Here is a 15,607-nt window from a genome sequence, read left to right as displayed (position 1 = left end):
CGGGGTGAGCGGTATCGAAACGGCTCTCCTCAACGTCGGCCGCGCGGTCGTCACGCCCCTGTTCACCCGCTGGCTGGGCGGCCGCCGCCACGACCGCGAACGCACCCTGCCCCTCAGCACCCTCCTGCGCTCCCGCGCCGTCGACGAGTTCACTCGCCGCCGCGGCGAACGCGAGATCGAAGCCGTCGTGGACGAGGTCGCGGAACGCCTGAAGCCCCTGATCAGGACCCGCTTCGCCGCCCTGCCCGACCACGAGGTGACGTCCGCCCTCGACGCCGTCGCCGACACCTTCAACCGCTCCGACCTGACCGACGACGCCCTCTTCACCACCAACCTCGACCCGGCCCGCCTGACCCAACTGCTGCGCGGGTCGGCGCCACCGGCCGACCTCTCCGAACTCGGCGAACGCCTCTACGAGGTAGCGCTCGACGACTGCGCCCGCTGCTTCACCCAGTTCGTGGTCCAGACAGCGCCGTTCACCGCCCGCACCCAGGTGGAAATCCTCACCCGACTGTCCGAGGTCACCGACCTGATGTCTGCAGCGCTGGCGAAACTCACGGTGGCAGTGCCGGACACCGGCGACTTCCTGCCGGTCTACCTCGACTTCCTGGCACGCAAACTGAACGCCCTCGAACTGGTCGGCCTGGACACCCAGTTCCGGCCGCGGACCACACTCGACGTCGCCTACATCAGCCTCTCGGTCAGCGGCGACGACGGCCCGGCTCGCGGTGGTCAGGCCCTCTGGGATCCCGCCATGCTGCGCCACGCCAACCGGGACGGCACCGGCTCGGAGCGAGTCGAGCAGGCGCTCGCCGCCTGATCCCGGACGCTGATCCGCGGTGAGGCCGGCGGCGGCAAGTCCACACTGCTGCAATGGCTGGCGATCACCGCGCCCGAGCAGTTCCTCACCGGCGTCGCCGACCCGATCATCGCGTCGATGCCCGGTTCGTGGGTGTCCGAGCAACTGGCTGGCGGACGGGCCCTGCTTCTCGTGGACGGCGTGGACGAGCTGCCGATCGAACGCCGCCCCCGGGTTCGCACCTGGCTGCGCGACCTTCTCGCCGCCTTTCCGGAGATGCTGGTGGTCGTCACGTCACGGCCGCCGGCGGCTCCGGTGCGCTGGCTGGAGGCTGACGGCTTCGACTCGCTCACGCCGGAACGCCTGGCCCCGGCCGACGTGCGCGCACTGATCGATCAATGGCACCGGGCCGCACGCACATCACCGTCGCTGCCGTCCCCCGCCGTGGAGCTCGTCAGATACGAGAACAAGCTGGCGGCCAGCCAGCATCTCTACCGCCTGGCCGGGAGCCCGCTCATGGCGGCGATGCTCTGCGCCCTCAACCTCGACCGGCAGACTCATCTGCCGCCCGACCGGATGGCCATCTGCCGGATCTGACCGTCCCGTGATTATCACGGCCGACGATCCTGTGCTCTTCGCGACCATCCGTCTGCCGGAAAGTGTGCGCGACGTCAGGCTCTTCCACGACTCCGAGATCGATGTCGCGCTGCTCGTGCGCTGCTCGAAGCTGGAGCGAGTCATCCTCGGCTCCTGGTCGGAACCGATCGACCTCACCGCGTTGCGCGACTGGGCCGGAGGGCCGTTGAGGGTGGAGCTTTCCCACGGGCAGAGGGTCGTCGGCACTGAGGACCTGCCGGATACGGTCCAGGTCCTACGAGCCGGAGTCAGGCGCTGAGGAGGGTGACGACCTCGGCGGCGATCTCCTCCGGCTCGCGGCCGTCGGTCGCGATCGTGTGGGTGGCGACCTCCAGATACAGCGGTTTCCGCTGATCCATCAGGTACTTCAGGGTCGCCCGGGGGTTCAGTGCAAGCAGCGGCCGGCCCGCGCCCATCCCCACGCGCTTCAGGGCATCCGTCAGGCCCACAGTCAGGAAGACCACGGTGTGATCCGCGAGCAGCTTTCGCGTGCCGTCGTCGAGGATGGCGCCGCCGCCGAGCGCGAGGACGCCCTCGAAAGAGTCCAGCGTCTCTGCCACGACCTGGCGCTCCAAGGCTCGGAACGCCGGTTCGCCGTCGTCGACGAAGATTTCGGGGATGGGTTTGCCGGCTCGGGTCTCGATGATGGTGTCGGTGTCGGCGAACGGGAGGTCGAGTTGCGACGCGACCGCCTCGCCGACGGTGGTCTTGCCGGCGCCCATCACGCCGACCAGGACCACGGCCGGCGCCACTAGCGGATCACCAGGGCGTCCAGGTAGGACGTCAGGTTGCGGCGGATCTCGGTGACCGAGTCGCCGCCGAACTTCTCGGTGGCGGCCTCGGCGAGGACCAGGGCGACCATCGCCTCGGCGACGACGGCGCCGGCCGGGACCGCGCAGACGTCGGAGCGCTGGTTGATCGCGGTGGCGGGTTCGCCGGTGACGATGTCGACGGTCTGCAGGGCGCGGTTCAGCGAGGAGATCGGTTTGAGGGCGGCGCGGACACGCAGCGGCTCGCCGTTGGTGATGCCGCCCTCGAGGCCGCCGGCGCGGTCGGTGATGCGGCGGACGCCGTCGGGGGTCGGGATGATCTCGTCGTGGGCGACCGAGCCGCGGGAGCGGGCCTGGGTGAAGCCGTCGCCGATCTCGACGCCCTTGACGGACTGGATCGACATGAGCGCGGTGGCGAGGCGGGCGTCGAGCTTGCGGTCCCACTGGACGTGCGAGCCGAGACCCGGGGGCACGTTGTAGGCGAGGACCTCGACGATGCCGCCGAGCGTGTCGGCGTCCTGCTTGGCGGCGTCGACCTCGGCCACCATGCGGGCGCTGGCCTCCGGGTCGAGGCAGCGCAGCGGGTCGGCGTCGATGCGGTCGAAGTCGTCCGGCGTGGGGATGAGGCCGGGTTTCGCGGCGACCGAGCCGAGCTCGATCACGTGGGAGACGATGTCGATGCCGAGCGCCTGCTTGATCAGGGCTTTGGCGACGACACCGACGGCGACGCGGGCCGCGGTCTCCCGGGCGCTGGCGCGCTCCAGGATCGGGCGGGCGTCGGTGTGCCCGTACTTCTGCATGCCGGCCAGGTCGGCGTGCCCGGGGCGGGGCCGGGTCAGCGGCGCGTTGCGGGCCTGCGCGGCGAGCTCGTCCGGGTCGACCGGGTCGGCCGCCATGACGGTCTCCCACTTGGGCCACTCGGTGTTGCCGACGCGGATCGCGACCGGGCTGCCCAGCGTGAGCCCGTGCCGGACACCGCCGATGACCTCGATCTCGTCCTGCTCGAACTTCATCCGGGCGCCGCGCCCGTAACCCAGGCGGCGGCGCACGAGGTCACGGGTGATGTCCGCACTCGTCACCTCCACCCCGGCGGGAACACCCTCCAGCAGCGCGACGAGCGCCGGTCCGTGCGATTCACCTGCGGTTAGCCAGCGCAACACGGCAAACAGTCTGGCACGCCACACTCCGCGCCCGGTATGCGGGCAGCACTGTCCCGACCTGCGGGAGTCCTCGACCGGCTAGATTTCCGGCCGTGCCAGTGTTGATCAACCGCCCTCTGCTCATCGTCATCCTCGGGCTGGTCACCACGGTCGGGCCGCTGTCGCTCGACATGTACCTCCCGGCGCTGCCCGAGATCGCCCGTGACCTGCGGGTCTCCCCCGCCGAGGTGCAGCTGTCCCTGACCTCCTGCCTGGTCGGGATGGCGCTCGGGCAGTTGGTGTTCGGGCCCCTGAGCGATCGGTGGGGGCGGCGGAGGCCGGTTGTCGCGGGGCTTTTCGCGTACGCAATGATCTCGTTCTTGATCGCCCTTGCGCCCACCTCGCCGGCGCTGACCGGCCTGCGCTTCCTGCAGGGGCTCGCCGGTGGCGCCGGCGTGGTGGTGGCGCGCGCCGTCGTCCGCGATGTCAGCTCCGGTGCCGCCGCGGCCAAGCTCTACTCCAGCCTGATCCTGGTCTTCGGCCTGGCCCCGATCGCCGCGCCCAGCCTCGGCAGCCTCGTGCTCCGGCTGACCTCCTGGCACGGGATCTTCGTGGCTCTCGGCGTCATCGCCCTGCTGCTCACGGCACTGGTCGCGATCGGTCTTCCGGAGACGCTGCCCGCTTCGCGGCGCAGCCGGGGCGGGCTCGCTGCCATCTCACGCACGGCGGGCAGGGTCATTCGGGATCGGACATTTTTAGGGTACGCGCTCGCGCAGTCCTTCACCTTCGCCGCGCTCTTCGCCTACCTCGCGGGGTCGTCGTTCGCGCTGCAGAACGGGTACGGCCTGAGCCCCACGGCGTACAGCCTGCTCTTCGGGGCGAACGCGGTCGCACTGATCGTCCTCAGCCAGGCCAACAATCGCCTGCTCAACCGCTGGAGCCTCACCCTGCTGATGTATCTCGGTCTGGCCGTCCAGTGCTGCGCCGGCGTGCTCGCGCTCGTCGGCGCCCTGACCGGCAACCTGATCGTGCTGGCGGCCGGGCTGTTCCTGCTGGTCGGCGCGATCGCCGTGATCCAGCCGAACACGACGGCCCTGGCGCTGGACCGCTACCCGGCGAACGCGGGCGCGGCGGCCGCTCTGCTCGGCGGCGCGCAGTCGGTCATCGCCTCGGCGGCGGCTCCGCTGGCCGGCATCGGCGACCCCGGCCAGGGCGTACCGATGAGCGTCGTGATCCTGTCCTTCGCGGTGGCCGCGCTGCTGGCCACGGTGGCGCTCACTTCCTCTTCTTGACCGCCTCGTCGAGGGCGGCCCGCATGGCGTCCTCGGGTGCCGCGTCCACGCCCGTGAACTGCTCGAACTGGCTCAGCGCCTGCGCCAGCAGCAGGTCCAGCCCGGAGAAGACCGGCACGTCGGCCTCGGTCGCCGACGCCGCCAGCGGGGTGGGCCACGGGTCGTAGAGCGCGTCGAAGTACACACTCCCGGCCAGCCACTTGACGTCGTCGACCAGCTGGTCCGCCGCGCCCTTGGGCACCGTGGAGATCACCGCGTCGGCCTCGAACGCACCGGGCGCGTCCGCCCAGCCGGCACCCTCCAGCTTGATCCCGAGCGCCACGGCAACCGGCTCCAGCTCGTCGCGCGCCTCCGCCCGCCGCGTCACCACCGTCACCGACTCGGCACCCAGCTCCGCGGCGGCCGCCAGAGCCGCCCGCGCGGTGCCGCCACCACCCAGCACGGTGATCCGCGGCGGCGCCTCCTTGACCGCGTGCCGGCCCCGGCTCACCCCGATCCCCGCCTCCCGCAGCACCCGAACCATGCCACCGACATCGGTGTTGTCCGCGTGCCAGGAGCCGTCCGGCTGTCGCACCAGCGTGTTCGCCACACCGGCCGCGATCGCCACGGGCGTGGCCACGTCGGCGATCCGCAGAGCGGCCTCTTTCAAGGGCATCGTCAGCGAGAGCCCGGCCCACTCCGGCCCCAGCCCCGCCACGAGATCGGGCAGCTCCGACTCGGCGCACTCGATCGCCTCATAGGTCCAGCCACTCAGCCCACTGGCGGCGAACCCGGCATTGTGGATCACTGGGGAGAGCGAGTGGGCGATCGGCTTACCGCACACCGCAGCCTTACGGCCGCCGGCCGGTGTCTCCTCTAGGCTCTGCACGGGCTCACTCTACGACCCACCCCAACCCCACTCCCACCGCGCCGCGGCAGTCCGGGCGCTCCTGTCGGGGTGTCGCGGGGGTCCGCGGCCACCAGCACCCCTACCACCTCCGGGCGGGTTGGCGGAGTCTCCTCACGCGCCCCTCCAGCTGTCGTCAAATTGACGCCCATCCGACTCGCGGGTCACCCGATCGAGCCCTTTAACGCGGAAACTCACGGCGGCCGGGACGACACCAGGTCTCCGCAAGTAGACGTCAGGGCCGCCCCGAGAACACAGCGAACCACCGAGCACACCACACGCAGAGGGCCCTCGGACGCGGAGCGGGCTCTCGGACGCGGAGCGGGCTCTCGGACGCGGAGCGGGCCCTCGGACGCGGAGCGGGCCCTCGGACGCGGAGCGGGCGTTCACCACGCAAGCCGCGGATGTTGGGCCGTCAGACGCGTGCGGGGCGGCACGGGCGCCCGAGATCGAACCCGGAGCGGGCCCCCGGACGCGGAGCGGGCCCCCGGACGCGGAGCGGGCCCCCGGACGCGGAGCGGGCCCCCGGACGCGGAGCGGGCCCCCGGACGCGGAGCGGGCCCGGACGCGGGCGAGCTCTCGGACGCGGAGCGGGCTTTCACCACGCAAGCCGCGGATGTTGGGCCGCCAGACGCGTGCGGGGCGGCACGGGCGCCCGAGATCGGTGGGGGCTGTCGGGCGAGTGAGGGGAGGGCTGCGGGGCGGGTGAGGGAGGGGGGAGAGCTGTCGGGCGGGTGAGGGAGGGGAGAGGGCTGCCGGGCGGGTGAGGAGGGGTGGGGATGGGCTGGTTGGGGGTGGGGGTGGGCTGGTTGGGGGTGGTGGGGCGGTGAGGGCGGTGACCATGCACAGGGCGCCGTAGCCCGCCGGACGGCCTGGGGTGGCAGGCTGGTCGCGGGTCTAGAGGGGGTAGAGCACGAGTCGCGTACCTTATGGGTGGCTTTTGAATGTAAGCCTATTTATTGCAGAGCGGGATCCCGTTTTCGCAGGCCTTCTGGACGTTGCGGTTGTGTTCCTCGTTGGTGACCGCGAAGGCGGAGCGGCCGCTCTTGTCGATGGCGACGAAGAACAGCCACGGGCCGGAGGGTGGGTTCATCGCGCCGCTCAGGGCTGCTCGGCCGGGGCTGTTGATGGGGCCGGTGGGGAGGCCCTTGACGATCTCGGTGTTGTAGGGGTTCTTGGGGTCCTCCATCTCTTTCTGGAGGAGGCTGCCGGAGTGTTTGGGATCCTTGCCGTTCAGTTCGAGCCAGTAGTTGGTGGTCACGTCGAACTGGAGGGGGATCTTCTCCTTGTATGCCCGGTTGTAGGCGACCCTTGAGACCTTGGGGAGATCGTCCGGAATGCCCGCCTCGGCCTGGGAGAGGGAGGCGACGATCAGGGCCTCGTAGGGCGAGACCGAGAGGTTCTTCTGCACGTCGTCGGCGAAGCTGAGCTCGCCGGTGACCGTGAGGAAGTGGTCGACCATCGTCTCCAGGATCTTGGACGCGGTGGCCTTGGGCTCGAACTCGTAGGTGTCCGGGAAGAGGAAGCCCTCGGAGGTGACCGAGACCTTCTTGCCGTCGGTGCGCTTGAACCACCAGTCGGGGACGCCGAGGGCGACCGGGTCCTTCGCGGCAGCCTCGAAGTCCTTCACCGGGATGCCGGTGGCCTTGGAGAGCAACTCGAACGTCTGCTTGGCGGTCTTGCCCTCGGGGATCGTGATGCCGTCGGTGACCCGCGACTTCGGGTCGAGCATCAGCGTGAGGGCGTCTTTCGCCTTCATCTGCTTGAGCATGTTGTACGTGCCGGACTGGATGTTCTTGCTCTTCGGCTCGTCCTTGGCGGCGTTGGTGAACGCCTTGGTGCTCTTCACCACGTCGACCTTGACGAGCTCGTTGCCGATCTCGGTGAGCGACGCGTCCTTGGGGACGACCACCTCGACGGACGGGACGCCGGGACCGGGGTAGTCGGCGGCGACGAAGAGGCCGCGAACCTTGGTGTAGCCGAAGTAGACAACACCGCCGAGTGCTGCGAGAAGCACGAACGTGAGCACGAATGCGGCCGCCGAGCGGCCACCGCCCTTGCCCGCCCGATGGCGGCGAGGTTTGGTGCGCTCGGCGTCCTCATCGAACGCCACATCCAGTTCGTCGATCATTTCCTGCCTCCGCTGCCCGTCCAGCCGGCCTGACGGGCACCATACCCACATCGATGCGTCGTCGCCCACCCCAGTCACGCTCCGTCGACCTGGCGCTCCCGGAACGCTCATTGTCCAACGTTCCGGGAGTGCCGGCGAAACGCGGTCAGCAGATCGGGATGCCGTTCTTGCACGCCGTCTGGATGTTCGCCTCGTGGTCCTCGAAGGTCTCGCCGTACGCCATGGCGCCCTTCTGGTCCACCGTCACGAAGAAGTAGAACTTGCTCTTCGCCGGGTTCATCGCACCCCGCAGCGCCACATCGCCCGGGTTGCTGATCGGGCCGACCGTCATCCCCTTGACGTCGTAGTTGTACGGGTTCTTCGGGTCGTGCAGCTCCGACTCCAGCAGCTTCTCCGACGACTTGGCGTCCTTGCCGGTCAGCCGCAGCCAATAGTTGACCGTACTGTCCAGCTGCAGGCACTCGCAGGGGAAGTTGCCGGTGTAGGCCCGGTTGTACAGCACCCGGGCGACCGGTCCCATGTCCTCGTCGAGCAGCGCCTCGACCTGCGCGATGGACGCCGCGACCAGGGCCTCGTACGGCGAGATGTTCAGCTTGGCCGTGACCGTGTTCGGGAAGTCCAGGTCCTTCATCTCGCTGTTGAAGTGCGCTACAAGAATCTTGAGGATGTCGGCCGCCTTCGCGTCCTTCGGCAGCTCGTACGTGGCCGGGTACAGGAAGCCCTCGATGTTGGCCTTGTCGACCTTCTTGCCGTCGGTGCGCTTGAACCAGAGCGCCGGCACGCCGAGCTTCTGCGGGTCCTTGCCGGCCTGTTTGAACTCGTCGACGGGTATGCCGCTGGCCTTGGAGAGCTTGTCGTACACCTGCAGGTAGGTGAGGCCCTCGGGGATGGTGACCTTGTTGATGTTCTTGTTCTTCAGGTCGAGCAGCATCTCCAGCGCGTCGACCGCCTTCATCTCCTTACGAAGGATGTACGATCCGACCTGAATGTTCTTGCTGTCGGAATTGTCCTTGGCGGCGTCGATGAAGGCAGCGGCGCTCTTGACCACTCCGGCGCCGTACAGAGCCTGGGCGATGTCGGTGGCGGTGTCACCCTGCTTGACCTCGATCACGGCCTCACCGGAGCCGGGACCCGCGAAGTCCGCGGCACCCAGGAAGCCCTTGACCTTGTCGTAGCCGAACCAGGCACCGCCGCCCAGTATGCCGAAGAGCATCAGCACCATGAAGAAGGCCAGGAAGGATCGGCCGGGCCCGCTCTTCTTCCGATGTCGCCATCGGCCGCGGTCCACTCCCTCGCCGAACGCTTGCCCTACGTGGTCGCTCAAAAGCTCTGCCTCCGCTGCGCGTTCAACCAGCCCTGCAGGATCTCGACGGCGGCCGCCTGATCGACCACCGCCCGCTGGCGCTTGCCGCGCACACCCCGCTCGGACAACCGGCGGGTGGCGACGACGGTGGACATCCGCTCGTCCGAGAGCACGACCGGCCGCGGCGCCACCACGGGGGTGAGCCGCTGCACGTACGCGCGGATGTGGCCGGCCGCCACACCCTCACGCCCGCTCAGATCCACCGGCAGCCCGACCACGATCTCGATCGCCTCGTGTTCGGCCGCCAGGCGGGCCAGTTCGGTCATGTCCGCCGGAACGTCGTCCGGGCCCGCCTCCCGGTCCCGTGGCACGGTCACCACCGGGCTCGCGAGGATGCCGTCCGGGTCGCACTTGGCCACACCGACCCGAACCTGGCCCACGTCCACGCCGAGGCGTACGCCCCTGGCGAAGCGCTCCGTCACCCTGCACACATCCTGTCCTGATCAAGCTTCGACGCGAAGAGTAATGGTCGCTCCTGGGTAAACGCTATCCCGCGCACCCAAAAAGAGCGGGCCCGTCACGTTGAGTGATGGGCCCGCTCTTTCGAAGACGGTTACTGAGCGGTGCCGACCGCCTGCTCGATCGACGCGAGCAGGCGCGGCGCCTCCTCGGCGGGCAGGCCGCCGCCCTGCGCGAGGTCGGGGCTGCCGCCGCCCCGCCCGGAGAGCGCGCCCCGGACCAGGTCCTGCGCGGAGAGCCCACGGCTCTTCGCCGCGCCGTTGATCGCGACGATCAGCGACGCCTTGCCGTTGGACCGGGACGCCACCGCCACGACCGCCGGGCGAGCCGCGTCGATCTTGCCGCGAATCTCCTGGGCGAGGGTCCGCACGTCGTTGCCGGCCGCGCCCTCCGACGCCTCGGTGCCGACGTACGCCACACCGTTCACGTCCTTCGCCTGGGCCGCCAGAGCACCCGCGCCGCCGAGCACCATCTGCGCCCGCAGCTTCTCCAGCTCCTTCTCCGCGTCGCGCAGCGCCGTGACGGTCTGCTCGACCCGGTCGGCGACCTGGTCACCTGGCACCCGGAACAGCTCGGCCAGGCGGGACACCAGCAGGTGCTCCTTGGCCAGGAAGCCGAACGCGTCGATGCCGACGAGGGCCTCGACCCGGCGTACGCCCGAACCGATCGACGCCTCGGTGAGGATCTTCACAAGACCGAGCTGGCCGGAGCGCGCCACGTGTGTGCCACCGCAGAGCTCACGCGCGTAGTCGCCGACCTCGACGACACGGACCTCGTCGCCGTACTTCTCGCCGAACAGCGCCATCGCGCCCAGCCGGCGCGCCTCCTCCTGGGAGGTGATGAACGCGTGCACCTCGAGGTCGCGCAGCAGCACCTCGTTGATCTGCTGCTCGACGTCGAACAGGACCGACGGGTTGACCGCCCCGGGCGTGTGGAAGTCGAACCGCAGCCGGCCCGGCGCGTTCAGCGAACCCGCCTGGGTGGCCGACTCGCCGAGGAAGTTGCGCATGGTCTGGTGCACCAGGTGGGTCGCGGTGTGCGACCGGGAGATCGCCTTGCGGCGGTCGATGTCGATCTCCGCGAGACCGGTCTCACCGGTACGCACCTCGCCGCGGATCACCCGCGCCTTGTGCACGATGAGCCCCGGGATCGGCTGCTGCACGTCGACGACCTCGAGCCGGCCACCGCCGACGGTGATCAGGCCGGTGTCGGGCTGCTGGCCACCACCCTCCGCGTAGAACGGGGTGGTGTCGAGCACCAGCTCGACGAAGTCGCCCTCGCCGGCCACCTCGACCGAGCCCTTGTCGCTGATCAGCGAACGGACCCGGGACTCCCGGCTGACCTCCTGGTAGCCGGTGAACTCGATCGGGCCGCCCGCGTCGAGCGCCGACCGGTACGCCGAGAGGTCGGCGTGACCCGTCTTGCGCGCCGCCGCGTCGGCCTTCGCCCGCGCCTTCTGGTCGGCCATGAGCCGCCGGAAGCCGTCCTGATCCACTTGCAGGCCCTGCTCGGCCGCGATCTCCAGGGTCAGGTCGATCGGGAAACCGTACGTGTCGTGGAGCTGGAACGCCTTGTCGCCGGACAACGCCGCCTTGCCGGACTTCTTGGACTCGGTGATCGCGGTGTCGAGGATCGTGGTGCCCGCCCGCAGCGTGGAGAGGAACGTGTCCTCCTCCTGGTACGCGTATGTGGAGATGCGGCCGAACTCCTCCGCCAGCTCCGGGTAGGACGGCGCCATGCAGTCACGCGCGATCGGCAGCAGCACCGGCAGCGCGGGCTCCTGCCAGCCGAGGAGACGGATCGAGCGGATCGCCCGGCGCATGATCCGGCGCAGCACGTAGCCACGGCCTTCGTTGGAGGGGACGATGCCGTCACCGATCAGCATGAGGGCGGTGCGGACGTGGTCGGCGATGACGCGGAGGCGTACGTCGTCCGGGTGCGACTGGTTGGCCGCGTGACCCGAGTGCGCGCCGTACTTCTTGCCTGTCATCTCCGCGGCCTTCGCCAGGATCGGCCGGACCTCGTCGATCTCGTACAGGTTGTCGACGCCCTGCAGGATCGACGCGATGCGCTCCAGGCCCATGCCGGTGTCGATGTTCTGCTTCGGCAGGTCACCGACGATCGTGAAGTCCTCCTTCGACTTCACGTCGGTGATCTCGTACTGCATGAAGACCAGGTTCCAGAACTCCAGGTAGCGGTCCTCGTCGACCTCCGGGCCGCCCTCCTGCCCGTAGTCCGGGCCGCGGTCGTAGTAGAGCTCCGAGCACGGGCCCGCCGGACCCGGGATGCCCATCGACCAGAAGTTGTCCTTCTTGCCGCGGCGCACGATCCGCTCGGCCGGCATGCCGGTCTGCTTCCAGATCTCGATGGCCTCGTCGTCGTCGAGGTAGACGGTCGCCCAGATCCGCTCCGGGTCCAGACCGAAACCACCCTGCTCGACGGGCTTCGTGATCAGCTCCCACGCCAGCGGGATCGCGCCCGCCTTGAAGTAGTCACCGAACGAGAAGTTGCCGTTCATCTGGAAGAACGTGCCGTGCCGGCTGGTCTTGCCGACCTCGTCGATGTCCGGCGTCCGGATGCACTTCTGCACGCTCACCGCGCGGTTGAACGCCGGCGTGCGCTGACCGAGGAAGTACGGCACGAACTGCACCATGCCGGCGTTGATGAACAGCAGGTTCGGGTCGTCGATGGCCGGCAGCGGGGCACTCGGGACCACCGTGTGCCCGTTCGCCTCGAAATGCGCCAGATAGCGCCGCTTGATCTCCGCCGTCTTCATCGAATTCCCTCCTGCGAGCCGGGCCCCGCGTCCTCGCGGTACTCGGCGAACTTGTCCTCATACAGCTCACCGGCGGCGAATGCCTGGTGAATCTGCTGCTCCCGCTCGGCCATGCCGTCGCGGACGTCCTCCACGAAGCTACGCACCGATTCGACGAGCCCGCCAGCGGATTCCGACAGAGACGTGGCTATGCCGCTGGGCGTGAGCTCGTTGGCCTTCTGGTTGAGCTTGCGGACGACGATGGCGCCGACGGCCAGGCCGACACCGAGCCAGAGCAGGCGTTTCATGACGGCGTTCCCTTTCGGCTCAGCGCCCGGCCCGGCGGCGCTGCTTGATGGCGGCACGGACCTCACGCTCGTCCTCGGCGTGGCGGCGGGCGGCGGCGGCCTTGCGCAGGCCGTACCCGAACGAGGCGACCTTGACCAGCGGGTTCGCGGCGGCGGCGGACACGACGGTGACCAGGTTGGCGACGTTGGCCGTGATGTTCTGGGCGTGCTCGGTCATGGTGTCGACCTTGGCGAGCTGGATGTTGACCCCGTCCAATGAGACCTGAACCTGACCCAGAGCGGTGTTCACGTTCTCCACCGTGGTGTTCACGTTGGTCAGCAGCGGCCCGGTGCGGTCCACCGTGTCGTTGATCGCCCGGGTGGCGGCGTCCACGGTGCGCCCCAGCTTGAGGATCGGCACGGCGAGCACCAGCACGAGCATCAGGAAGGCGCCCGCCGCGATCAGACCTGCGATTTCTCCGGCGTCCATGTAGCGCGTCTCCTCTTCGGGTGGTCACGGGTTCGGCGGGACAACTAGCAGACCCTACCGTCCGTGACCACCACGCGCGTCACGACGCCTCGGGTGTCGGCTCCAAGAGAGGATCGTCAGCGGGCAGCACCGGATCCGGCGTCACACCCACGGGTCCCGGCGCCTGATCCGTCTTCCCCCGCTGATCAGAGATCGTGTTCTGCACCTTGATGATCACAGTCGATCCGACGCACTCCTCCGGAGCGGCCTCCCCCGCGGTCGCCTCCGCACTACCGGCCTCCGGCACGGTCTCGGCGAGCGCCTGGTCCACCTCGCACCCCGGCAGACTGACGTGCAGGTCCAGAGTGAACTCGTCCCGCCGCCAGCAACTGTAGGAGCCCTCCTCCGGCTTGATCGGCGACTCCGGGCACTCCGCGTTCTGCCACGGCTTCCAGCCGGCGTCGTTCAGCGCCTTGGTGTAGGCGTCCGCGGTCTCCTGCAGCGGCCGCTCGGACTCGGTGATCCGCTCGCGGAACCGGCACTCCAGGAAGCACCACCGACTGCCACTCCCCTGATCCTCGATCTTGGTGGTGGCCCAGGAGGGGAGTTGCAGCGCGTTCAGCGAGGTGAAGACCGGGTCGGAGGAGATCGCCCGGATGCCGAAGAACGCGGGCAGGATCAGCAGGACCAGCGCGGCGAGCGAGACCAGGGTGACCAGGCGGAGCTGACGCTGAGCGCGCATCTTGCGGCGCAGTTCAGAAAGCCCACCGGCGGACTCATCGAGATCCGCCGCCGGGTCTTTCTTGGGTACGGAATTCTTGGGTACGGGGGACGCGCTCGCGGCCGGGGAGACGGGCGTGACGGCCGCTCGCGCCGCCGCGCCGGAACCGGGCCCGCCCACCTGCGCGGCGCCGACCGAGGCCCGGGCGACGCCCGCGGTGGCCCGTGCGGTGTCGGGTCCACTCTCGATGGACGCGCGGCCCTTCGGCCCTCCGGCACCGTTCTGCCCGTCTTGTCCTACTACCGCGCGACCGGGAACGGCTGCGCCGGCGCGTGCTGTAACTACCGGGCCGGTGTTGTTCGGGCCAGGCTCACTGTGTCCCGGAACCGCGGCACCACCGCGAGCGGGCCCACCGTCCGAGCCGAACCGGTCCTCGGGGCCCTGACCCGCACCACCGCGGGCACCCCCCTCGGGTCCCCGGCCGCCGAACCGCTCCTCGCCCTTCCCCGGACCACCCGGCCCAGGCACTGCCGCGCCGCCGCGCTGAGGACCACGACCGCCGTTGAACCGCTCACGAGGCAACCCCGGAGAAACCGGCGCCGAGCCGGGCCGCCCCGCCCCCGAACGCTGACCGGGCGACACCGGCGCCGCGCCAGGCACCGGCCCGGAGCGCTGTCCTACCGCACCGCGGGTCCCGCTGTCGCCACCACGCCCGTCGAACTCGTCCCCGCCGAAGCCGGGCCCACCCTGACCGGGCACCGCGGCACCGCCACGGGCGCCGCCAGGCCTGCCACCACGCCCGTCCGCACCATCCGGTCCGAAGCCGGGCCCATCCGGACCGACGCCACGCCCATCCGGACCGTCCGGGCCGAAGCCGGGGCCGCCCTGTCCGGGCACCACAGCACCGCCACGGGCACCTCCGTCAGCGCCGCGACCGCCACGCCCGTCCCTGCCGCGGCCGCCGCGGGCGTCGGGACCCGAGCCCGGACCGCCGGCCGCGCCTGGACGGCCAGGGCCACCGGAAGGACCGGACCCGCCGGGAGCACCGGGGCTGCCGGGAACACCAGAACCGCCCGGAACACCGGGGCCGCCCGGAACACCAGGGACGCCCGGAACACCAGGGCCGCCGGGAGCGCCAGGGCCGCTGGGAAGGCCGGGTGCCAGGCGGCCGGGTGCCGCGCCCATCGCTGTTACCGGGCCGCTCTCCGTGCCGGCGGCGGGGCGACCGGCGCGTCCCTTGCCTCTACCCGGGGCAGCGCCCATCGCCGGGTCGTTGGGGGCGCGACCGGGTACCGCGGCGCCGGCACGAGCACGCGGAGCGGCATCACGGCGGTTGGCCGGTTCGAAGTCCTCGGGGTCGTTCTCGTCGTAGGGATCCGGGCCACGACGACCCGGCCCCGGCTGTCCGGGCACGGCAACACCGGCGGCGCCGCGGTCGCCGCCCTGGGGAGGTACGGCGGCACCGCGCGGTCCCCTACCAGCACCCGGCCGCTGAATCACACCTGACGTGCTCTCCGCCATCGCACCGGCCCGCCCCGGAACTGCCGGCGTGCGGGCACCCTCACGACCGGGCACCACCGGAGGCACCACCGCCGCAGCCGCCCGAACCGGGCGCCCGTCCCCGGGCCCGATCCGCCGCGGCCCCGGCACAGCTCCGGTCTGATTCGGCCCGCCGACAGCCCCGGTCTGGTCACGCCCGGGAATGGGCCCACTCTGGTCACGCCCGGGGATCGGCCCGGACTGGTCACGCCCGGGGATCGGCCCACTCTGGTCGCGCCCGGGGATTGGCCCGGACTGGTCACGCCCGGGGATGGGGCCGCTCTGGTGGGCTCCGCCGGGCTGGTTGAGGCCCGGCATCGAACCGGGGCGGTTGGGGGTGGCGCCCGAACCGGGGCGGTTG

General features: G+C 70.4%; 15 protein-coding genes. 4 read left to right on the top strand and 11 right to left on the bottom strand.

All coding sequences use genetic code 11. The annotated features are described in order from the left end of the window. Positions 1-4 precede the first annotated feature (4 nt). From AB0M02_RS20165 to AB0M02_RS20155, 3 genes are read left to right on the top strand one after another with little or no spacing between them, the layout of a single operon-like run. Positions 5-820, top strand: a complete 816-nt coding sequence (locus AB0M02_RS20165; protein ID WP_364228783.1) for a hypothetical protein — start codon at positions 5-7, stop codon at positions 818-820. A 9-nt stretch (positions 821-829) separates the two neighbouring features. After that, complete coding sequence (locus tag AB0M02_RS20160; protein WP_364228967.1) at positions 830-1,396, top strand: NACHT domain-containing protein; 567 nt, start codon at positions 830-832, stop codon at positions 1,394-1,396. 7 nt (positions 1,397-1,403) lie between these two features. Beyond that, entirely contained in the window at positions 1,404-1,694 is a 291-nt protein-coding gene (locus tag AB0M02_RS20155; protein WP_364228781.1) for a hypothetical protein, read from the top strand. Here the strand turns inward: AB0M02_RS20155 and AB0M02_RS20150 are convergent. Together AB0M02_RS20150 and aroC are read right to left on the bottom strand one after the other, a co-directional pair. Further along, positions 1,684-2,187 carry a shikimate kinase gene (locus AB0M02_RS20150; protein ID WP_364228779.1) on the bottom strand — a complete coding sequence of 168 codons (504 nt, stop codon included), beginning with the start codon at positions 2,185-2,187 and terminating at the stop codon, positions 1,684-1,686. The two genes, AB0M02_RS20155 and AB0M02_RS20150, sit on opposite strands and share 11 nt — an antisense overlap. Beyond that, positions 2,187-3,365 (bottom strand): chorismate synthase, encoded by a 1,179-nt coding sequence (aroC, locus tag AB0M02_RS20145; protein WP_364228777.1) that lies wholly within the window; start codon positions 3,363-3,365, stop codon positions 2,187-2,189. The genes AB0M02_RS20150 and aroC overlap by 1 nt, the downstream gene beginning before the upstream one ends. Before the next feature lie 92 nt (positions 3,366-3,457). Between aroC and AB0M02_RS20140 the strand changes: the two genes are divergently transcribed. After that, on the top strand, positions 3,458-4,636 hold the full coding sequence (locus AB0M02_RS20140) for a multidrug effflux MFS transporter (protein WP_364228776.1): 1,179 nt from the start codon (positions 3,458-3,460) through the stop codon (positions 4,634-4,636). Here AB0M02_RS20140 and AB0M02_RS20135 read toward each other — a convergent pair. From AB0M02_RS20135 to AB0M02_RS20095, 9 genes are all read right to left on the bottom strand, one after another. Beyond that, positions 4,620-5,459: a shikimate dehydrogenase gene (locus tag AB0M02_RS20135; protein WP_364228965.1), complete on the bottom strand. Its 840-nt coding sequence runs from the start codon at positions 5,457-5,459 to the stop codon at positions 4,620-4,622. The genes AB0M02_RS20140 and AB0M02_RS20135 overlap by 17 nt on opposite strands. Before the next feature lie 1,015 nt (positions 5,460-6,474). Further along, entirely contained in the window at positions 6,475-7,653 is a 1,179-nt protein-coding gene (gene mltG, locus AB0M02_RS20130; RefSeq protein ID WP_364228775.1) for an endolytic transglycosylase MltG, read from the bottom strand. A 145-nt stretch (positions 7,654-7,798) separates the two neighbouring features. Beyond that, positions 7,799-8,977 carry an endolytic transglycosylase MltG gene (gene mltG, locus AB0M02_RS20125; protein ID WP_364228773.1) on the bottom strand — a complete coding sequence of 393 codons (1,179 nt, stop codon included), beginning with the start codon at positions 8,975-8,977 and terminating at the stop codon, positions 7,799-7,801. Continuing rightward, on the bottom strand, positions 8,974-9,438 hold the full coding sequence (ruvX, locus tag AB0M02_RS20120) for a Holliday junction resolvase RuvX (RefSeq protein WP_364228771.1): 465 nt from the start codon (positions 9,436-9,438) through the stop codon (positions 8,974-8,976). The genes mltG (AB0M02_RS20125) and ruvX overlap by 4 nt, the downstream gene beginning before the upstream one ends. A 131-nt stretch (positions 9,439-9,569) precedes the next feature. Beyond that, on the bottom strand, positions 9,570-12,251 hold the full coding sequence (gene alaS / locus AB0M02_RS20115; protein WP_364228770.1) for an alanine--tRNA ligase: 2,682 nt from the start codon (positions 12,249-12,251) through the stop codon (positions 9,570-9,572). Continuing rightward, the gene (locus AB0M02_RS20110; RefSeq protein WP_364228768.1) at positions 12,248-12,538 is read right to left on the bottom strand and encodes a hypothetical protein; all 291 of its coding nucleotides are present in this window, start codon (positions 12,536-12,538) and stop codon (positions 12,248-12,250) included. The genes alaS and AB0M02_RS20110 overlap by 4 nt, the downstream gene beginning before the upstream one ends. 19 nt (positions 12,539-12,557) lie before the next feature. Then, a complete protein-coding gene (locus AB0M02_RS20105) occupies positions 12,558-13,007 on the bottom strand; it encodes a DUF948 domain-containing protein (RefSeq protein ID WP_364228766.1) in 450 nt (149 codons plus the stop codon). 79 nt (positions 13,008-13,086) lie between these two features. Further along, complete coding sequence (locus tag AB0M02_RS20100) at positions 13,087-13,728, bottom strand: hypothetical protein (protein ID WP_364228764.1); 642 nt, start codon at positions 13,726-13,728, stop codon at positions 13,087-13,089. Positions 13,729-14,384: 656 nt separating this feature from the next. Further along, positions 14,385-14,825: a hypothetical protein gene (locus AB0M02_RS20095; protein WP_364228762.1), complete on the bottom strand. Its 441-nt coding sequence runs from the start codon at positions 14,823-14,825 to the stop codon at positions 14,385-14,387. Positions 14,826-15,607 lie beyond the last annotated feature (782 nt).

This window comes from Actinoplanes sp. NPDC051861, from assembly GCF_040681145.1.
Lineage (GTDB): Bacteria > Actinomycetota > Actinomycetes > Mycobacteriales > Micromonosporaceae > Actinoplanes.
This window is presented reverse-complemented; position numbering and strand designations above follow the sequence as displayed.